22 protein-coding genes are annotated in these 21013 nt (G+C 33.3%); 3 read left to right on the top strand and 19 right to left on the bottom strand.

The window, feature by feature from the left end; all coding sequences use genetic code 11:
- The 8 genes from U472_RS09130 to U472_RS09095 all read right to left on the bottom strand — a co-directional run bounded on the left by U472_RS09130 (position 1) and on the right by U472_RS09095 (position 8912).
- Positions 1 to 1995 (bottom strand): cohesin domain-containing protein, encoded by a 1995-nt coding sequence (locus U472_RS09130; RefSeq protein WP_068717715.1) that lies wholly within the window; start codon positions 1993 to 1995, stop codon positions 1 to 3.
- 11 nt (positions 1996 to 2006) lie between these two features.
- On the bottom strand, positions 2007 to 3074 hold the full coding sequence (locus U472_RS09125; RefSeq protein WP_068717713.1) for an energy transducer TonB: 1068 nt from the start codon (positions 3072 to 3074) through the stop codon (positions 2007 to 2009).
- 9 nt (positions 3075 to 3083) lie between these two features.
- Positions 3084 to 3494, bottom strand: a complete 411-nt coding sequence (locus U472_RS09120; RefSeq protein WP_068717711.1) for an ExbD/TolR family protein — start codon at positions 3492 to 3494, stop codon at positions 3084 to 3086.
- Complete coding sequence (locus tag U472_RS09115; protein ID WP_068717709.1) at positions 3481 to 4104, bottom strand: MotA/TolQ/ExbB proton channel family protein; 624 nt, start codon at positions 4102 to 4104, stop codon at positions 3481 to 3483. The genes U472_RS09120 and U472_RS09115 overlap by 14 nt, the downstream gene beginning before the upstream one ends.
- Before the next feature lie 371 nt (positions 4105 to 4475).
- Entirely contained in the window at positions 4476 to 5297 is an 822-nt protein-coding gene (locus U472_RS09110; RefSeq protein WP_068717707.1) for a PHP domain-containing protein, read from the bottom strand.
- Between the two features lie 144 nt (positions 5298 to 5441).
- Positions 5442 to 5975: a spore maturation protein gene (locus U472_RS09105; RefSeq protein ID WP_068717705.1), complete on the bottom strand. Its 534-nt coding sequence runs from the start codon at positions 5973 to 5975 to the stop codon at positions 5442 to 5444.
- Positions 5972 to 6562, bottom strand: coding sequence for a nucleoside recognition domain-containing protein (locus U472_RS09100; protein ID WP_068717703.1), 591 nt, complete (start codon positions 6560 to 6562; stop codon positions 5972 to 5974). Before U472_RS09100 ends, U472_RS09105 begins: the two co-directional genes overlap by 4 nt.
- Positions 6563 to 6920: 358 nt before the next feature.
- A complete protein-coding gene (locus tag U472_RS09095; protein WP_068717701.1) occupies positions 6921 to 8912 on the bottom strand; it encodes a bifunctional 4-hydroxy-3-methylbut-2-enyl diphosphate reductase/30S ribosomal protein S1 in 1992 nt (663 codons plus the stop codon).
- A gap of 418 nt (positions 8913 to 9330) precedes the next feature.
- On the opposite strand from U472_RS09095, the gene U472_RS09090 reads away from it, so the two are divergent.
- Positions 9331 to 9981: an undecaprenyl diphosphate synthase family protein gene (locus U472_RS09090; protein WP_068717699.1), complete on the top strand. Its 651-nt coding sequence runs from the start codon at positions 9331 to 9333 to the stop codon at positions 9979 to 9981.
- Between the two features lie 54 nt (positions 9982 to 10035).
- Here U472_RS09090 and U472_RS09085 read toward each other — a convergent pair whose 3' ends face one another.
- From U472_RS09085 to U472_RS09075, 3 genes are all read right to left on the bottom strand, one after another.
- The gene (locus U472_RS09085) at positions 10036 to 10602 is read right to left on the bottom strand and encodes an EAL domain-containing protein (RefSeq protein ID WP_068717697.1); all 567 of its coding nucleotides are present in this window, start codon (positions 10600 to 10602) and stop codon (positions 10036 to 10038) included.
- Positions 10577 to 11041 carry a PDC sensor domain-containing protein gene (locus U472_RS09080; RefSeq protein WP_068717695.1) on the bottom strand — a complete coding sequence of 155 codons (465 nt, stop codon included), beginning with the start codon at positions 11039 to 11041 and terminating at the stop codon, positions 10577 to 10579. The genes U472_RS09085 and U472_RS09080 overlap by 26 nt, the downstream gene beginning before the upstream one ends.
- An 87-nt stretch (positions 11042 to 11128) precedes the next feature.
- Positions 11129 to 11368, bottom strand: a complete 240-nt coding sequence (locus U472_RS09075) for a hypothetical protein (protein ID WP_068717693.1) — start codon at positions 11366 to 11368, stop codon at positions 11129 to 11131.
- Between the two features lie 657 nt (positions 11369 to 12025).
- Here U472_RS09075 and U472_RS09070 point away from each other — a divergent pair.
- Together U472_RS09070 and U472_RS09065 are read left to right on the top strand one after the other, a co-directional pair.
- A complete protein-coding gene (locus tag U472_RS09070) occupies positions 12026 to 12244 on the top strand; it encodes an alpha/beta-type small acid-soluble spore protein (RefSeq protein ID WP_083189837.1) in 219 nt (72 codons plus the stop codon).
- Between the two features lie 102 nt (positions 12245 to 12346).
- Positions 12347 to 12565 (top strand): alpha/beta-type small acid-soluble spore protein, encoded by a 219-nt coding sequence (locus U472_RS09065; protein ID WP_068717691.1) that lies wholly within the window; start codon positions 12347 to 12349, stop codon positions 12563 to 12565.
- Positions 12566 to 12617: 52 nt separating this feature from the next.
- Here U472_RS09065 and U472_RS09060 read toward each other — a convergent pair whose 3' ends face one another.
- The 8 genes from U472_RS09060 to hemA all read right to left on the bottom strand — a co-directional run bounded on the left by U472_RS09060 (position 12618) and on the right by hemA (position 20937).
- On the bottom strand, positions 12618 to 12872 hold the full coding sequence (locus tag U472_RS09060) for a hypothetical protein (RefSeq protein WP_068717689.1): 255 nt from the start codon (positions 12870 to 12872) through the stop codon (positions 12618 to 12620).
- Between the two features lie 222 nt (positions 12873 to 13094).
- On the bottom strand, positions 13095 to 13460 hold the full coding sequence (locus tag U472_RS09055; protein ID WP_068717687.1) for a sirohydrochlorin chelatase: 366 nt from the start codon (positions 13458 to 13460) through the stop codon (positions 13095 to 13097).
- A gap of 17 nt (positions 13461 to 13477) precedes the next feature.
- Entirely contained in the window at positions 13478 to 14773 is a 1296-nt protein-coding gene (hemL, locus tag U472_RS09050) for a glutamate-1-semialdehyde 2,1-aminomutase (protein WP_068717685.1), read from the bottom strand.
- Between the two features lie 310 nt (positions 14774 to 15083).
- Positions 15084 to 16052, bottom strand: coding sequence for a porphobilinogen synthase (hemB, locus tag U472_RS09045; RefSeq protein ID WP_068717683.1), 969 nt, complete (start codon positions 16050 to 16052; stop codon positions 15084 to 15086).
- Positions 16053 to 16115: 63 nt separating this feature from the next.
- Positions 16116 to 17630, bottom strand: a complete 1515-nt coding sequence (gene cobA / locus U472_RS09040) for a uroporphyrinogen-III C-methyltransferase (RefSeq protein ID WP_068717681.1) — start codon at positions 17628 to 17630, stop codon at positions 16116 to 16118.
- 2 nt (positions 17631 to 17632) lie between these two features.
- Positions 17633 to 18556: a hydroxymethylbilane synthase gene (gene hemC, locus U472_RS09035; RefSeq protein ID WP_068717679.1), complete on the bottom strand. Its 924-nt coding sequence runs from the start codon at positions 18554 to 18556 to the stop codon at positions 17633 to 17635.
- Positions 18557 to 18641: 85 nt separating this feature from the next.
- Entirely contained in the window at positions 18642 to 19310 is a 669-nt protein-coding gene (locus U472_RS09030) for a precorrin-2 dehydrogenase/sirohydrochlorin ferrochelatase family protein (RefSeq protein WP_068717677.1), read from the bottom strand.
- 376 nt (positions 19311 to 19686) lie between these two features.
- Positions 19687 to 20937 carry a glutamyl-tRNA reductase gene (gene hemA, locus U472_RS09025; RefSeq protein ID WP_068717675.1) on the bottom strand — a complete coding sequence of 417 codons (1251 nt, stop codon included), beginning with the start codon at positions 20935 to 20937 and terminating at the stop codon, positions 19687 to 19689.
- Between the last annotated feature and the right edge of the window lie 76 nt (positions 20938 to 21013).

Raw genomic sequence — 21013 nt, 5'->3', positions numbered from 1 at the left:
CTAATTCCTCCTAATATTAAGTAGATTATTAACCATCTCCAATTTTAATTGATTATTATTCATATCATAAGCAAGGAAGTCTTCAAAAGATAAATCAAAACTTCCTAAAGACTTAATCTTAAAATGGAGATTGGCTACTAAACCATCTTCTATATCCTGTTCACCATCCAAGGAAGCAGAAATTCCTTTAATCAATCCCTCCTGTTGAGAAACTATAGGTAGATTCCAGCTCAATAACTTGCCATTATCGATAAAAAGATTTCCTCGTGAGACATAAATGGCTTCTAATACCTTATTATTGTAACTAATATTAGTCTTTAAGCCATAGAAGTCTGATATATTCTTCAATCTTATTTGAGCAGTCAGATAATCACCAACTTGATAACCACCCTTTTTAGGCAAAACCTCTATCTTTACCTTAGGGTCCAATTTTGGAATTAGGATACTATTTTTAGATATTTCATTAAGAGCATTACTACTACTTAGCTCTACTGAATAAGGTAACTTCCCATCAACTAAAATTAAAGGCTTAACCTTCCATGATAATTCGATACTTTCATTAGGCTCTAAGAATCCTATAAACTTCTCTTCTTTATCACCTTTACTCAAGGTTAATCCTGGTGGTAAAGCCAAAGTACTCTCTATTCCATAAGCTGTTGATGCTCCATAATTTGATATCTTTCCTTTAATATAGAAGCTATCCTTTACTAAGGAATCATCCTTAGCCTCCATCCTTTTAGGTGCAGTTAACTGCAAGGATAACTTAGGTGGTCCAACAAATTTTAGCCCTCTACTTACTTGGTTATCATCAGTATTCTTGGCAGTTGCCTTGACTGTATACTCTACCTGTTGCTGTAATAACCTTTTAGGACGAACTTCCCACATCACCTGAGCAGTCTGTCCTGGACTTAAATCACCTAACTCTTTGGTCTTATAGTTATCTATAGGTTCTAAGTTCTCTGGAAGTACTAACTCAACCTTTACATCCTTTACTGTAATTTCGGCAGTATTCTGGATATAAGCCACAATCTCTACAGTCTTATTAGGTTTATCCATCACTACCTGTGCAGGTGAAGTAACCCCTAAAGATAATAGTCCAGGTACAATGGTAATACCCCCTAAACCATAATTTGTTACATAGGTCTTAGTTTCTCCTGCTTTAATAGTACTTTCTTGCCAGAATAATGCCATAGCACTATCTAGCTCAAACTCACCTTTGCGTAAGAATTCTTCTCCAGATTTAAAATCAAAATCCCAAGGACCATCTGCTAGACTTCCCCAATCAGCAAAATAAACCTCATCAGGGGTAGTCACCCCAGCACCTTTAATCGTTCCCTGTGCAGTCACCTTTGGATCTCTTAATTCATCAAAGGCCTGCCAGAAGGTTGGCACCTCATCTTTTAAGAATAGACTATCACTAGTGACTGCTTGATTAGTAATCCTAAAAGGAGCACCATCATTCTCACCTAACATGGTATCAATCATAATCCTTGTACCTATTTGGTGCTCTACATCATCTTCATTTGTAACCCGATATGTTATCTGTAATGTATCAGGCAATCCTGTAGTACTACTCTTAACAAAGTTTAAAATTTGACTAACAACTATCTTATTAAATTTATACTTAGTAATAATCTTATTATTATCAAGGGTAGGCCCTTGAATTAACTCTCCATACTCCCCACTACGACCGGCCCTTTTATCAGTCTTACCACCAAAGATATAGTTTTTATCATCTATTCTAAAGGTAGTATAAGATGTCCAAGGGTGAGGGTGACCATAAAGTAATGGCTTACCATCATCACCACTTCTAATTGGATCTCCTCCTGTAATATCAACAGCAAATCTACCTTTATTGAATTCATTTTGGTTGACAATCACAGAAATATAGTCATTCTTTAACTGTAAATTACCATATTGATCTACATTAGCACTAACTTTAGAGGATATTACCGCTAATAGTAGTATTAAAATTATCCCTAATTTTTTCTTCATCCTCTAACACCTCATTTCTGATCAAAGGATAAACCCAGATACTCAACATCAACTTGATTTTGATGGTCAATATAACGGAAATGAACCATTAATATTACTTCATAATTGGATTTATCAGCCTTAAATTTCCAGCCATACTGTACTGTTCTCTTAGCTTGATTATCTAATTGCTCATATTCAGAGGATTCGATAATTTCTACTTGATCAATCTCTCCACTAGCCTTAACCTTAACTAATAACTTAACATCCCCTTCAATTCCTGTATTAGAAGCATTCTTAGGATATCGAGGAATTACATTACTAAGAATCATATCTTTAGGTGCAGGTGGTGGAGGTGGTGGTACTTCTTTAACTTCTTCCTTGACCTCTGCCTTCTCTTCTTTACCCTCTTTATTTTCAACAACCTTCTGCTCTGTAATTGCCTCTGCTTCTTCCTGCTTAACTGGAGCTTTCTCTTTCTCTTCAACTTTTTTTTGGGCAACCTTAATCTCTTCAGTACTTGATTGGCTAGTTATTACCTCTTCAACTTCTTCTTTAACCTCTTGAGTTACTACTTCTACGTGCTCTTCTATTACATCTTCCTCAACTTTATCTTCTACTATAACTTCATTATCTTTATCTAGACTTACTCCTTCAACCTTTTCTTCACTACCTGCCTCTATCTGCTCTTCTATGATGATCCTTTCTTCAGCAGTCTTTTCTGCCTGGGCTACCTCTTTTAATTTGGGTTTTTCTTCTATTAGCTCTTCTTTTGGATCTTTGATCTCTGCTACATCTTCATTAGCTTCTTCTATTTGAGGGAGTTTATCCTCTTTCTCCTGCTTAACCTCTTCTATTGGTTCCTTCTTTTTTGACTTACTATCCTCTTGATAATGTTCAACTAATTCTCGACTTTTAGCAATTCCATCTTCTAAATAGAGTAGGTCTAACTGACTAGTATAATTGATAGGATCACTTTGGAAAGTAGGTTGAACCCCTAGATTAATAAAAGAAAACATGTACAAGAGAATCCCATGAATAATAAGCGAGATAATAAAGAACCTAGAAAATTCTCCTTGTCGTTTCTTCTTATATGCCATAATTATCACCTAATCCAATTTCTCTTTATTGGCTGCCAATGCTAATCTATAACCACCAACATTACGAACTGTATCCATTACATTAATAATTTTCTCATATCTTACCTCTTTATCAGCTTTGATAATGAAGATAGCATCAGGTGATTTTTTGATGATTTTAGATACTTCAAATTCCAAAGCCTTACTATCAATAAGATCTCCATCTAAATAAATTTGACCATTTTCAGCGATATTTAAGGTTAATTTGATATCTTCATTCTGCTGAGTAACGGTTTTAGCTTTAGGCAGATTAATCTCCAATCCTGTTGGAGTAGTCTTAAAAGTTGTAAAAAGCATAAAGAAGACTAGCAAAAAGAAGATAACATCAATCATTGGTAAGATTTGAATGTTAGGTCTCTTCTTTAAATTAGATTTGAACATTATTATCACCTTGACTTAACGCTTCAACTAAATCTACAAACCAGTAATTGATATCCTCAATTCTATCCTGTACTAAGCCTAACAGATAAGTATAGACTAACATAGTAGGAATAGCAACAACTAACCCTACTGCTGTACTGATTAAGGCTTCAGAGATACCAGAACTTAAAGCAGCTGGTGTTGCCATCCCTTGGGCACCAGCTAAAATATTAAAGCTATCAATAATCCCCAATACTGTACCTAATAATCCTAGTAATGGAGATATTGTTGCAATTAAATCTAATACTCCCAATCTCTTTTCCAATTTCTTAATCTCATTCTGCCCAATTAATTCTAAGTTACTTCTTAATTCTTTCTTACTTTGACCATAATACTTAATACCTTCTTCTAAAATTCCTGCTACTGGTCCTTTTGCATTCATTGCAATCCCTTTTACTTCACCAATCTTCCCTTTAGTCAACTTTAGTCTTACTGTCTCAATCAATTTAAAGTTATTAGCTTTAGCCTTCTTTAAATAAATTAATCGCTCTAAAGTGACAGCTAAACTCACTACTGAACAGAACAATAAAGGTATGATTGTAACCCCACCTTGTTTCAAAATCTCCAACATAATTTGTCCTCCTTATAATCCTTTATATTTTATAAAATTCAATTATGGTATCAATATATAACACTTAGACATTACTTCCTTTTTATCAGCAAATTAATTATTACTAATATCAGTTATTTACAAAATAAAATTCCCCTTAATGGTTCGTAAATTGTTCATAGTATATTATCTTTCAATTTGTCGATAAAATTAGGAGAAATATGATCTTTTATAAGACCATATTTTTGAGTTTTATCGACATTCTAAAGTATAGTTACTCAACCTTAAAATTTAATTTAAGTTGGATAGAAATAACAATTGCCTAGTAACAGTAAAACAACATAAACCCACTATAGACTTCACTTTAATTCTACTTTAACTACCTTTAACCCTTATCTAGCTTCCTTCAAACCATTAACTAATTCATAAGGAGCTTTAATCTTACCAATTAGGATTTCCCCTTTACGTTCTGGCCCATGACAATCTGAACCGCCTGTTATTAATAAGTTATTATCCTTAGCATACTCTAAATATCTTTGACTATCAACTCGATCATGCTCAGTATGATAAACCTCTATCCCTTCAATCCCCCATTCTAATAAATTCTCTAATAAGTCATCCCTTTCCATTAAGGCAGGATGTGCAATAACCGGAATCCCTCCTGCTTTCTTAATGATTTCAATAGCTTCCTTAGGAGTTATCTTCTTTCTCTCTACATAAGCTGGAGCACCTTTTGCAATATATTGATCAAAAGCTTGACTCCACTTCTTAACATATCCCTTATTTAACATAATTTGAGCAATATGAGGGCGACCTAAAGCACCGCCATCAGCCAGCTGACTAACCTCATCAAAATCTATCTCCAAACCCAAATTATTGAGTTTGGTAACAATCTTCCTAATTCTATTATATCTAGCTTCCTTTAAATCAGCTAATATATTTAAAAATTTCTCGTTTTGATAGTCAAGATAATAACCTAAGATGTGAATTTCTGTATTCTCATAATCTGTATTCATTTCAATTCCAGGGATTAGCTCAATTCCTAATTCTTTAGCAACCTTTAGCCCTTCTTCAATACCACCTACAGTATCATGGTCTGTGATAGCAATAGCACTAAAGCCTAAATCCCTTGCCTTATTAACAAGCTCTGTAGGGGTATAACTTCCATCAGATGCTGTTGTATGCAAATGTAAGTCTACATATCTTCCTTCCATCAATTCTCTCTCCTATCATATCAGCTTATATTAATTAGTATAATTTAATCTTTATAGTTCTAATTATAGCTTAATTAATAATCATCTATTCATTATATTATTTCATAATAACTTATTCAATATTAATAGTTAAAAATCCTCTTTTTATCCAAAGACTAATCGACAAATAAATACAGCTGCCAAAAATCCTGCCAAGTCAGCAACCAAGCCAGCTAGGATTGCATGACGACTATTCTTAATACCGATAGCACCAAAATATACCGCTGCTACATAAAAAGTGGTTTCTGTACTACCTTGCATAGTTGAGGCTAACCTTCCAATAAATGAATCTGGACCATATTGATTAATTAAATCGGTAACAACTCCCAAAGAACCTGTTCCAGAAAGTGGTCTAATTAAGGCTAAAGGGATTACTTCCTTTGGAATCCCAAATGTACTTAAAGGCTTAGATAACAGATTCAATATAATATCTAAAGCTCCAGAAGCTCTAAAGATAGAAATTGCCATTAACATCGCTAGCAAATAAGGCAAGATTTTAACTCCTACTGCTATCCCCTCTACAGCACCATCTGTAAAAACCTCATAGACCTTAACTTTCTTGATAAAAGCAGAAATTAAGATTGAAAATATTATTAGAGGAATAGCCCATTGGGAGAAGTGATTTATAAAATTAATCATATTTCTCTCAACCCACTTATTTTGATTAAAATTCTATTGGCGATTAGTCCCACTACTGTTGAGCAGAAAGTAGCAAAGATAGTTGTACCTATAATTTCTGTTGGCTGAGCAGAACCTGCTCCTATCCTTAAAGCAAGAATCGTAGTAGGAAGCAGAGTAACACTTGACGTATTAATAACCAAAAAAGTACACATAGCATTAGAAGCTGATCTTTTACCACTATTCAATTGCTGTAATTCCTGCATCGCTTTAATTCCCAGTGGGGTTGCAGAATTTCCTAAGCCTAAAAAATTAGCACTTAAATTCATCATTATCGATGCTAAAGCAGGGTGGTCTTTAGGTACTTCTGGAAATAATATCTTAGCTAAAGGTTTAAATAAATTTGCTAAAACCTTAGTTAATTGAGCCTTTTCAGCTACCTTCATTACCCCTAGCCATAATGCCATAGGACCAATTAACTTAACTACTATCATTACACTATCTTCTGCACTCTCTAAAATAGCCACAGAAACCTCTTCCATTCTGCCATTAATAGCAGCTATAATTATACCAATACAAATCATAGTAAACCAAATTTTATTTAGCATACGTCTCCCCTCCCTACTCTAAGTTTATGCTCAATAAGTAGGGATATGAGATTAGTTTAGGTTTTAAATTTAAGACTATAGAAAGATATTACAACAGTTTATTGTTAGAGTAAGTCACTTGTCACTAAGATTCTCTCACCTAAAGATTTTACCTTTGGGGTCATAGATCACCCCTTTCATAGCAGAGCCCAAATCAAAAACACTCCGTAATAAAAGAGTATTCACTCACACTTATCTAAAAAATATCGCATATACCCATTAATCCATACCATTTTAACCGTCATTATCCTATAATTTTAAATTAAAAAAACCTTATCTGCTTAATTGCAAACAAGGCTTTTTAATCAGTTATATTAAATTAATTTTCAAATAGGTCACCAAATACATCACCTAATTTAACCCCAGAACCTTCGTCATTATCAGTACTAAATTGTGGTTTAGATGCTGTTTCTTTTTTAGGTTTTGCTTTAGGCTCAGGAGCAGGCGTTAATTCTTTAATACTTAACCCTACTCTTCTATCATCTTCTTCAATATTTATAACTTTAGCTTCTACTTTCTCTCCTACACTTACAGCATCCTCTACTGTTGGAATATGTTTATGGGATAATTGGGAGATATGAATTAAACCTTCAACACCTGGCTTAATCTCCATAAATGCTCCAAAGTCTACAGTTTTAGTAATCTTGCCTTCAACTACATCTCCAACTTTATACTCTGAAATAAATTCCTCCCATGGATCAGGTTGAATCTGTTTTAAACCTAAAGAGATTCTACCTTCTTCAGCATTAACACCTAAAACTTTAACCTTGATACTTTGACCTTCTTCTAAAACATCAGATGGATGATCAATTCTTCCCCAAGAAATTTCAGAAATATGTAAAAGACCTTCTGCTCCACCTAAATCAACAAAGGCTCCAAAATCTACAAGCTTAGTTACAGTACCTTCAACCTCTTGACCCTCTTCTAAAGAAGCAAATAATTCCTTCTTCTTCTCTGCTAGCTCTTCTTCTAATACAACTTTACGTGAAAGAACAATATTATTGTTCTCTTTTTCAACTTCAATAACCTTTAATTTGAAGGTTTGACCTACAAATTGGCTCAAATCTTCTACATATTCGATAGCAATATGGGAAGCAGGAATAAACCCTCTTAATCCAATATCAGCAACTAAACCACCTTTTACCTCTTTACTTACTTCTGCTTCTATAATCTCACCACTTTCATAAGCGGCTTCGATCTTTTCCCATGCTTTTTGGCTATCTGCTCTTCTTTTAGATAAGATAGCTTTACCCTCTTCATCTTCAGGGTTTAAAACAAATACCTCCACTTCATCCCCTATAGTAAGTACTTCTGTAGCAGGCTTACCTACATTACTTACTTCATTTGCAGGGATAAAACCTTCAGTTTTAGTACCTACATTTACATAAGCACCTTCTTCTGTTACTTGTTCTACTTGACCACTAACAATTTCACCTTTAGTTAGTATCTTAGCTTCTAAATTCTCTTCTCTTGGCTCTTTGATTTCAGACATAATCATTAAAACCTCCTTAATTATCCAGTTGGGGGTTGATGCCCCAGCAGTAATACCTACTTTTTTTATATTTTTAAACCAATCCAACTTCAACTCATCTGCTCTTTCAATATGATATGTTATTGCCCCATTTTCAGAACAGATTTCAGCTAAACGATTGGTATTAGCACTATTATAACCACCTATCACTATCATTAAATCTACTTGTTTAGATAGTTCTGCAGCCTCATTTTGTCGCTCTCCTGTGGTTGTACAGATTGTATTATAGACCTTCAACTCTGCTACATGGCGCAATAGATAATTAGTCAATTTCTGTAAATTCTCTAATGATTGAGTTGTTTGCGCTACAACTCCTACTTTCTTTAGTTTATCTAATTTATCAAAATCAGATTCATCCTCAATAATAATTGCTTGATTATCTGTATAGCCCCAAATAGCAATAACTTCAGGGTGATCCTTATCTCCACTGATAATAACATCATATCCATTATCCATTAATTCCTTGGCCTTCTCTTGGGCACGTTTCACAAAAGGACAGGTTGCATTAACAACATTTAAACCTTTTTCTTCAGCTTCTGCAAGTACCTTAGGAGGAACCCCATGGGAACGGATAATTACTGTTCCTTCAGATATTTTATCTACATCATTTTCTACCTCGATACCTACAGATTTTAATTTTTTGACTGCTTGTGGATTATGTATTAAAGGACCTAAAGTGTATACTGAATTCTTATTTTTTGTTCCAATTTCTAGAGCTAAATCCATTGCACGATTAACTCCAAAACAAAAACCTGCATTCTGTGCTAAAATTACTTCCATCACTGTTTCCCCTTCCCAATAATACAAAATCACCTTGTCATGTTTGTATTATTCCCAGTTGCTAAATAATTATTAAATATAATTGCAGAAACTTTATTCTTCTTAAAAAATTTCTCTGGATATTTAAAATATCCTGCATGTTAATAAAAAAATCTGATAAAATCAAATCTAACCACAACTTATTATAACAAAAAAATAGATAAAAAAAAAGAAATTTTATCCTTTTAGCTACTTAAATAATTTATTATATAATAAATTTAATACATTGAGTAGTCTATAGTGAGCTATTTTTATAATATATTCTAAAGTTGAATGACTATAATTTAAAGCTATCTCTTTAAAATTTAACTTTTAAAGAATAGTTTGCCTAATTAATGAAAGAATAGTATTAATATTATTTTTTCAAGGAGGGAGATTAATGAGAATTCCAAATCATATCGGTATTATACCTGACGGCAATAGACGATGGGCTGTAAATCAAGGTTTATCTAAAAAGGATGGATATACATATGGGCTTGCTCCAGGATTAGAAATCTTTAAACTATGCCAAGAGGTAGGAGTAAAAGAATTGACATATTACGGTTTTACTATGGATAATACTAAACGCCGTTCGGAACAGACTCAAGCCTTTACTAAAGCTTGTATTGAATCAGTTAAATTAATGACTAAAGAAGACTGTTCTTTATTGGTTTTAGGGAATACAGACTCTAATATGTTTCCTCAGGAACTATTGCCTTATACTAAAAGAATAAATTTTGGAAAAGGTGGAATGAAGGTTAATATCTTAGTTAATTATGGATGGCACTGGGATTTAAGTGGTTTAAATGAAAAGAGTATAAAAGAAAATTCTAAAAAGGGAATAATCAGCTCTTTAAAATCTAAAGATATATCTAGAATTGACTTAATAATTCGCTGGGGAAATCGGCGTAGGTTAAGCGGATTCTTACCAGCACAATCAGTCTACTCAGACTTTTATATTGTTGATAATTATTGGCCAGATTTTAAAGCTCAACACTTTTATGATGCCCTTAACTGGTATGATAATCAAGATATAACTTTAGGGGGATAAACAAAATTATCAAACTTCAAAGACCCTCTTTTTAAATTTAGAAAGAGGGTCTTTTTATAATAATTTAATAGCACTATCTTTATCTACAGTCCTACTAAAATAATACCCTTGGAGTGTGTCACAGCCCCTAGCCTTTAAAAATTCTAATTGCTCTCTTCTTTCTACACCTTCTGCAGTAACCTTTAAGTCCAAATTATAACCTATGGTAATGATCGTTTCAGCAATTGCAGCATTCTTATTATCAATATCATCTAAAGTTAATTCCCTAATAAATGATTGATCAACCTTTAAAGTATGAATAGCAAATTCTTTTAAATAACTCAACAAAGAATAACTAATACTAAAATCATCAATAGCTATCTTAACTCCTAAGTTCTTTAATTCCTTTAATACATCAATAGTATAACTGATATTTTCCATAGTTGCTCTTTCAGTTATCTCTAATTCCAAAGACTTTGGCTCAATTTCAGTCTCTAATAAAATCTCTTTTACCTTATCTACAAAATCAGGGCTTTGGAACTCTTGAGGGGCAATATTGACAGAAACATATAAATCTTCATAATGACCAAAACTATCATTAATAGTTTTAAAGTTATCAACACTGATGTAACCAATTTCCAATCATCAGTTTCTCTAATATTATGGTAAAATAGGTATCTATTTTCATCTTCTGCCTATATTTTAGCATACCAGAATTACTATTTTTAATTTTAGAAGCAAGAGATACTAATTTTTCACTGATAAGATTAAAACTTTTATTAATATTCTTTTTAATAATCATTCTTTTATCAGGATGGGCCACAATCTTACCTTCACCATTTATTATAGAATAAGAATCAAAGTACTTGATTCCCAGTTTAGTGATATCATCACTAAATTGATTTAAGTTTATTACTGCTGCTAATGGAGTTACTATTACAATAATAGATTCTCCTGTTGATTTTGATATTATTGGATTAGAGATATAAGTTATTTTATCTTTAAATACTTTAGAGAAATAAACTCGGTCACTAATATTTCTTACATCAGTAGACCATGTAGTACTGTAATCTCTCTCCACATTAGCTATAAAGAAGAAAAAATAATTCTCAACTTCCTTGGCTAACTCTTCTTTTAAATAGTTCTGCTTTTCCTGCCATTTGTGTCCTTATAATATATGGGTGTTGGCGTAAGTTTCTAAATCCCCCTTTCTCTCTGCTAACCAAGTACCGATTAACTTTGAGTGCATCTTAACATCATTTATTCCCATATTAATAACTAAACTATTCAAATTCTTATTGGATAATATATTAGACGCAAAAATCAAGCTAAGAGTCAGTAATACACTAACCATTAGAGCCAAAATCATAATTTTAAATTTAATGATTAAATTTGAGAATTCTAACATAAATTATACCTCATTCCCCAATAATAGCTTTTATAAGATTATCAGATACTAATTATATCGAAATTTAGTCAAGCTCAATCTAATAAAATATAATTTTACTTAAATTTTATTCTTACCAATTTAACAATTATAACTATCTTTGGTATTATCTATATTTAATAATAGAACAGCTTAGTGTATAATGCAATAGCAAATAACAATTATTCCTAAAAAGCTGATTTATTTTCTAACATTGGCCTACAATCTAGTTCTAAAAGGCTGAGTTTAAATAGTATGAAAATAATCTTTTAATATTTCCAATTTTTTAGAAAATAAAATTATATATTACTAAATATTTTCTTAAAATTCGCCATAATAATCAATAATTTCTTTATTAAAATTAAAAAACAATTATGAAATTATTACAAAATGATAAATATTGTAATAATAAGTAATGGTGAGAAAATATCTTTAACAATTACTTGTTAATTTCTATAAAACATCCTACTGTAGCAACTAACCATATATCTATTAAAATTCAACTAGTTATTATTATCCATTGATATATCTTATAGGTAGATTTAACTGATTAAATAATTCTACGAAAAACTTAACTCGAATTAACTATATACTTCTAAGAAATAATAGTAGTACAAAGTAAATAAGGAGGTGAAAATAATGTCAATCAGAAACAATAGTAATAGATTGCTCAATCCTATTGCTAAGCAGGCTATGGATAAATTTAAATTAGAAGTGGCTGAAAGTCTTAATATCTCCAATGATTATAAATCTGGCTATTGGGGTAATTTAACTTCTCGTGAATGTGGCTCTGTTGGTGGTGAGATGGTTAAGAGAATGATTCAAGATTATGAGAATAAGATAGCTAATCAAAAATAATAAACTCCCCATCTGTTGTAATTATTCCTTTCAATTAATCATCTGCTAATAAAAATCATTCTTCTCTTGAAAATACTAATAATTAAAGGAGGTAAAAAGACAATGTCAGTTAGAAATAACAGTAACCGTTTGCTTAATCCCGTTGCTAAACAGGCTATGGACAAATTTAAGTTAGAAGTGGCTGAAAGTCTTAATATCTCCAATGATTATAAATCTGGCTATTGGGGTGATTTAACTTCTCGTGAATGTGGCTCTGTTGGTGGCGAAATGGTTAAGAGAATGATTCAAGATTATGAGAATAAAATGGCTAATCAAAAATAATAAATAAAAAAAGCCCTAGTTTCCTAGGGCTTTTATCTATAATAACTTCTATTTAACTTTGGGGTTCTTTTTCTAAAAACTGAGCAATGAATTTAATTACTGGGAAACTTTTTAATTTACTTTCTGATGAAAAATTCTCATTACTTTCATCGATAATATCATCAATCTTATAATCAACAACAGAAATGTTTCTTAATGCTTCTAAATAAGGTGACTTCATCTCTATTTTATCTTCAGGATTCTCCTTAATACCCACTGTATTATGCAGTTTTTCTAAGTTAGAAATAATATTACGTTTATTTAGCATAATTATTGCCTCCCTTCCTGTAATAGATAGATAGGGTATCTGTCTACTCTAAAATCAACATCAGTTCATCTTTAATATATCATTAAAATTTAACGATATTGTTACGAACTATACATATTTTATCAAAATTTTATTATTATAAGCAAAAGCAATTAATGGTACCCTAATTTTCTAAAATTATCAGATACAATATACTATCTATGTAAAAGAAGAGACTCTATTTTAACTAAAATTATTCAACTTTGCTTTAATTAAATCTTTTAAAAGATTATCTCCATCGGCTAAATGGCTAGTTGCTTTAATGGTAAGTCTAGGGTATTTATTCCTAGCCTCTGATAATAACTTAGGTAAATCAACTTTTACATGCTTTCCTGCAAATACAAATAAAGGAATAATCGTTATTATTTCAATATTCTCTTTAGTCATCTCCTCTACAGCCTGCCAAAAATCAGGGTCTGAAAACTGTAAATTTGCCTCCTTTACTCTAAGCTCTAAATCCTCTTCCAGTTTTCTTCTTAAAGTAAGTAATTCTTGATTTGCTAGAGCTGATTTGCTACCATGGCTTAATAGTATAATTCCTTCTGCCACTATATCCCACCTCTATTCTAAAGTTTAGCCTTCTCTTTTACTTCTAACAATGCTTTATAATTTGCTTCTACAGTTGCCTCTATCTCATCTTTTGAATGGGTTAATGAGATAAAATTTGCTTCAAATTGAGAAGGTGGTAAGTAAATGCCTTCTTCTAGCATTTTATTAAAGTAGATTGAAAATGCTTTAGTGTTTGAACCCTTAGCACTTTGATAATCTGTAACATCTGAACCATTAAAAAATAGTGTAAACATAGAACCAATTCTAGAAAATACAACAGGAATATCGACTTTCCTAATATTCTCTTGAATCCCCGCTTCTAGAAGTTTCCCCTTCTCTTCTAAAGTATTATAAACTCCTTCCTCTTTTAATAGTTTTAGAGTACTAATTCCAGCAGTCATAGCTAAGGGATTTCCCGATAAAGTTCCTGCTTGATAAACAGGACCCTCTGGAGCAATATAATTCATAATCTCTCTTTTACCACCATATGCACCCACAGGCAAGCCTCCACCAATAATCTTACCAAAGGTAGTCAAATCAGGCTCAACCTGATACAACTCTTGTGCACCACCATAAGCTAACCTAAATCCTGTCATCACTTCATCAAAGATTAATAAAGTCCCATACTTTTTAGTAATCTCTCTTAAGGACTCCAAGTATCCATTTTTTGGAGCAACAACCCCCATATTGCCTGTAACTGGCTCTAAAATAACTGCTGCAACATCTTGACTATACTCTTTAAATACCTCTTCAAGTGCTGAGATATCATTATAAGGGACTACTATCGTCTCTTCAGCCATCTTTGCTGGTACTCCTGCACTCCCAGCAATACCTAAAGTGGTTATTCCAGACCCTGCCTCTACTAATAAGCTATCACCATGACCATGATAACAACCTTCCATCTTAATAATCTTAGTTCTTCCTGTATAACCACGAGCCAGACGTAAGGCACTCATAGTTGCTTCTGTTCCTGAATTGACCATTCTTACTTTATCAACAGAAGAGACTCCTTCTACAACCATCTCTGCTAAAATAGTCTCCAACTTCGTTGGTGCTCCAAAACTACTTCCTTTCATCAACTGTTGCTGTAATGCTTCAACTACTGCTGGATGATTGTGACCTAAAATCATCGGTCCCCATGATCCTACATAATCTATGTATTTTTTACCATCTACATCATAAATAAAAGCTCCTTTACCCTGTTCAATAAATAGGGGATCATTCTCTACAGCCTTAAATGCTCTAGCTGGACTATTAACCCCACCTGGTATGTACTTTTTTGCTTCTGAAAATAACTCTTTAGACTTTGACACTAATTACACCTCCGACTTTTTAACAGATAGTCATATATTAAAACATTGATAAATAATTTTAGATTTTTTAATCTTTTAATTCCCTCTTTGGAACTTATCCCTAACTTACCCCTATATCTTAATAAGGAGTACTATCAATTATTGAACTCTCTAATTCAAACTTTATTTTACTCTAAATTCTAATTCAATTTCTGCTTAACTCAAACAAGAATTTCTTTCGCTTTTAAAAACTTAACTATCAACTGTCCGCTGTACACTATTCACTAAAAAAGTGTTACAATATAAACATAAAGAGACACTATTTATACTGTTAACTGATCCATTTCGCCACATCCTTTGCCCAATATGTAATAATAATCTCTGCTCCTGCCCGTTTCATACTAAGTAAACTCTCTAATACAACTTCTTGCTCGTTAATCCAACCTTTTTCTGCAGCTGCCTTAACCATAGCATACTCACCGCTGACATTATAAGCTGCAATCGGTAGTACAAAATTATCCTTAGCCCTGCGAATAATATCCAGATAGGATAAAGCGGGCTTAACCATAATAATATCGGCACCCTCTTCTATATCCAGTTGAATCTCTCTTAAGGCTTCATCACTATTGGCAGGATCCATCTGATAGGATTTGCGATCTCCCTCATGGGGGGCAGAGTGGGCTGCATCACGGAAGGGACCATAAAAAGCTGAGGCATACTTTGCTGAATAGGAGATAATAGTTATATCATCATAACCATGCTGATCTAAACCTTCTCTAATTGCCCTAACCCTTCCATCCATCATGTCTGAAGGAGCGACCATATCTGCCCCTGCCTGGGCATGGGAGATGGCTACCTTTGCTAAATTCTCTATAGTAGGGTCATTTAATAAGCATCCTTCTTCAAGGGTTCCACAGTGTCCATGGCTGGTATATTGGCATAAGCAGACATCGGTAATAATTAATAATTCTGGATACTTATCTTTAATCTTACGACAAGCTCTCTGAATAATACCATCCTCTGTCCAAGCAGTAGAACCAATCTCATCCTTCTCATCAGGTATTCCAAATAGAATTATTCCTAATATCCCCAAATCCACTATTTCTTTTATCTCTTCTAATAACTTATCTATAGAGAGATGAAAATTTCCTGGCATAGAAGGAATCTCCTCTTTTATCCCCTCTCCCTCCACTACAAAAATAGGATAAATCAAATCTTCTTTATTCAATTTAGTTTGTCTAACCAAACTTCTAATTGCTTTAGTTTTTCTTAATCGTCTCGGTCTATGTATCAAATCCATCTAAGTTACCTCCTTATTTAGTGATGAGTGGTGGTAGCAATTACTAATCTTAATAGGACACTCTTACTTCTTGTCATAATAATCCTTAATTGCTTCTAATAAGCCCTCAATAGTATACTCTTTAGCTATAATAGTCACCTCTAAACCATAATTTTCAGCAGTTTTAGCTGTAATTGGACCGATACAGGCTATTTCAACCTCTTTTAATAGCTCTTGATAATCATTCCCTAAGCCTTTGATCAGACTATCTACTGTTGAAGAGCTGGTAAAGGTTATCAAGTCAACATCTCCTGCCACTAGCCTGTCAACTAATTCTTCATTGCCCTCTTCTTGAATAGTACGATAGGCTACTACATTATCAACTTTAGCACCTAGTTCTTCTAAACCTTCCTTTAGTAGCTCTCTAGCTATATCAGCCCTTGGCAACAAGAACCTCTGATCTGATATATCCCTTATAGAAAACCCTGCTAAGATACCTTCACTGACATAGTCCTCTGGGAGATAATCTACTATCAGACCATAGTCCTTTAACCTTCTTGCTGTTTTAGGTCCAATAGCACAAAACTTAACACTAGATAAAAAACGTACATCCTTAGATAACTCAAATAGCCTTTTCATAAATGCCTCTACACCATTGATACTTGTAAATACAATCCAATCATAACTATCAATTCTCTTTAAAGCATCATCTAATCCTTGATAACTTTCTGGGGGAGCTATCTCAATTGCCGGTGCCTCTATTACCTCTGCCCCCTCTTGAGCTAAAGCTCTACAAAAGCCTTTAGCCTGCTTAGTTGGTCTAGTAACAACTATCCTCTTACCAAAAAGGCTCTTCTTTTCAAACCAATTCAGCTCTTCACGTAATTTGACCACCTTACCAACAACTATAATTGCTGGTGCTTTAAAATTAGCAGCTCTAACCTTATCTACAATATTCTCTAAAGTTCCTACTAAGGTCTCCTGCTTAGGTCTAGTTCCCCATCTAATTAAAGCCACTGGAGTTTTAGGATCTCGCCCTCCTTCTAACAGTTGAGGAACAATCTTTGGTAGATTGCCAACCCCCATTAAGATAACTATAGTCCCCACAGTTGTAGCCAACTTATTCCAATCTACATTGGTCTCTTCTTTTGTTGGGTCTTCATGCCCAGTAACTAGTGCAATAGAAGAGTTAAAATCACGGTGGGTCAAGGGGATTCCTGCATAAGCTGGGACTGAGATTGGAGATGTAATCCCTGGTACAACCTCAAACTCTACCCCTGCCTTTAATAACTCTTGTGCTTCTTCCCCACCACGACCAAAGATAAAAGGGTCTCCACCCTTTAAACGGGTAACCACCTTTCCTCCTTGAGCTTGCTTTATTAATAGCTGATTAATCTCTTCTTGTGTCCGATAATGGTTCTTAGCACTCTTTCCTACATAGAATAATTCAGCAGAGTCTTTACTATATTCTAATAACTTATGATTTGCTAAACGGTCATATAATATTACATCAGCCTCCTTAATTGCATTTAATCCTTTAACGGTGATTAATCCTTCGTCACCTGGTCCTGCTCCAACTAAAAATACTTTACCTGCCATTATTACCCCTCCTTAATCTCTGCTAAAATCTCTGCTGCTCCCTGCTTAATGAGTTTTTGAGCTAATTTAATTCCTAATTCTTTGGCTTCTTCTCTCTTTCCCCTTAGTTTATCTCTAAGCAATCTACTACCATCTAGACTAGCTACCATACCTTCTATCATTAACCTATCATCTTCAATCTGAGCATAGGCAGCTATCGGTATCTTACAACTACCTTCTAAATAAGCCAAAAAGCTCCGTTCAGCTGTTACTGTTACATATGTGTCACAATGATTTATCCCTCTAATTAATTCTTTGACACTATCTTCATTACTTCTAACCTCTAAAGCCAAAGCACCTTGTCCAACTGCTGGCAGAGAAATTTCTGGAGCTAAATATTGGCTAATCCTATCACTCCAACCCATTCGCTCTAAACCTGCTGCTGCCAAAATAATCGCATCAAGGTTTTCACTATCTAATTTCTTAATTCTAGTATCAATGTTACCTCTAATTGGAACAATATCCAAATCAGGACGATAATTTAACAGTTGTACCTTCCTTCTTAAACTACCTGTACCTATTCTAGCCCCTTGAGGTAATTCATCTAAGCTCTTATCATCTTTTGAAATCAATACATCTAAAGGGTTTGCTCTCTTAGGTGTAGCAATAATCTCAAATTCATCAGCTATCTCTCCTGGCATATCCTTTAGGCTATGTACTGCCAAATCTATCTCACCATTTAAAAGAGCTAACTCTATCTCTTTAATAAATAAACCCTTTCCTCCAATTTCAATCAAAGACCTATCAGTTATTCTATCTCCCTTAGTACTCATCTTCTTTAAAGTAAACTTATAAGCAGGGAATTTATCTGCTAACTCTTCTGCTACCAAGGTACTTTGTGCTACAGCTAATTTACTCTTACGTGTTCCAATAATTATTTCTGACATATCTTCCCTCCTAAGTGCAGTAACAAGTGACGAGTAACAGGTGTCAGGTTAAATTCTTTACTGGTTACTCGTCACTTGTCACCCGTTACCACTTTATTATATAATCCAAATCACATATATCCTTTATCTTATCAGGTAATCTATCACTCAATTCCTCTAAAAACTGATTTTTATCCTCAGCTAATAACCCAATTAACTCTAGGTCAGCTAAATCTCTAAATATCCTTCTCCTTTGCTTCTTATCATCAACATTACCTATAATCAAGGGTCTTAGTATTTTCATTAACTCTAAAAATTGCTTATACTCTTCTCCAAAAGAGTTCTCTAACTCTTCTCTGATTCTTTTAGAAAGAGCAGGTAAATTACCCCCTGTAGCAACTGTCAATAACAAATCACCTTGCTCAATAAGTGATGGTAAGGTAAAGGTTGACTCCTCTAAACTATCTGCTACATTGACAAGGATATTATTCTTTTTAGCTAAACTAGCAATTAGAGAGTTGATTCTTCTATTATCGGTTAATGCAAAAGCTAAGAAAATATCTAGTAGATCTCCTTCTTTAAATTCTCGTTGATAATATTTTATATTATTATCTAGAAGCAACTGCTTTAACTTATCAATCACCGTTAGACTAACTAAAGTTATTTTAGCTTTAGCATCTAGTAACCTTTTTACCTTACGATAAGCTACCTTACCCCCACCAACTATTAATACACTTTTTCCACTTAAATTCAGGTTAATTGGATAACTATTCATTAAACTCCACTCCATATATAAAAAAAGAAAATTTAAAACCCCTTTAATATTTTAAATAAATATTCTTTTGACCTTAAGTTCTTAAAACACTTTTTTAATGCTGATTCTCGCTGATTAAAATCTGATTTTAAAATCTTTGATTATTTAATTTCTTATTCTTTAATCCGCTTTTATCTGCGTCTAATACTCTTTTTTATGTTTTAATATGAATTCGGTCTGTGCTAGTCTGTATCTAATCATTCTTTTATTTTTGGAACTTAACTGTAAACTATATACTATACACTGTCAACTATCCTTTAATCTATATCCAATCTTTATCTTTAACTTCCAAAACTCATAGAGTCTTCATAACAGAAAGGCTACAATAAAATCAGTATCAATTTTCTATAAATATTTCTTTAATTAAAGTAATTTGTTCTTTACTAATATCATTACTACCCAACTCCTTAATCTTGACTGTGGGTTGATGGAGTAATTTATTGGTCAAGCGATGGGCTAAATCCCTAAGCACAACTTCATTATCTTCTTTAGATAATCGTTTTAGAGCTCTTGCTAGCTCCCTCTCTTTAATAGCATTAGCCTCAGCTCTAATCTCCTTGATTAAAGGTATAATCTTCTGTTGCTTTAACCACTCCCTTATATTAGCCTTCTCTTCTTTAATTATACTCTCTACTTTATCTAATTCTTCTTTCCTTTTGACCAAGTTATACTCGATAAACCCTTCTAAATCATCTATATCATAAAGGTGAACACCTGGAATATTAGCTACTTTAGGATCTATATCACGAGGTAGGGCAATATCAATTAAGAATAAAGGTCCCCTTCTTTCTAACATCACCTTTTCTAGAAGATCATAATGCAAGACATAATGAGGAGCTGCAGTAGAGCCTATGATAATATCCACCTTATTAATCCAGTCTGCTAACTGCCTCCATCTGATAACCTCTCCTGAAAACTTCTTAGCCAATTCTTGAGCCCGACTATAAGTTCTATTAGCAACCATTACCCCTTTAACTCCATTATCAACAAGAGACTTCAAAGCAAGCTCACTCATCTTCCCAGCCCCTAAAATTAGTACTGTCTCACCTTCTAATGAGCCAAATATCTTCTTAGCCAGCTTTACTGCAGCATAACTGACTGAAGTAGCTCCTCTTCCTATCTCTGTCTCTGTCCTTACCCGTTTGGCCACTCTAAACGACTCCGTAAAAGTATAATATAAATATTTATCTACTAATCCCAATTCTTGAGAAGATTGGAAAGCATTCTTAACTTGTCCTAAAATTTGAGCTTCTCCAATTACTAAAGAGTCTATTCCACTAACTACCCGATAAAGATGTTCTACCATCTCTATACCTTGATAGCTATAAAGATATTTAGCTAAATCTATAGACTCAAAATGTGAGATTAAACTGAATAACCAATTAGACAACTCCTGTATATCAAACTGATTAACTGCCAGATAAAACTCTGTCCTGTTACAAGTAGAGAGGGTAACCGCTCCAGCTATCCCTTCCCTTAAAGCTATCTCTTCTAAAATCTCTCCATGCTTTCTATGAGTTAAAGAGAACCTCTCTCTTAATTCTAAAGGAGTGGTCTTATAATTTAGCCCTATCACTACTAAGTCCACAACTATTCCTCCCAATCTACTGATACGATTTATAACAGATTAGTAACGAGACAATTTTTTACTTCTTCCTCATCAG

Origin of the sequence: Orenia metallireducens, from assembly GCF_001693735.1 — a bacterium.
Classification (GTDB): Bacteria; Bacillota; Halanaerobiia; order Halobacteroidales; family Halobacteroidaceae; genus Orenia; species Orenia metallireducens.
Note: the sequence above shows the minus strand (reverse complement) of the source record. Positions and strands in the feature narration are given on the sequence as shown.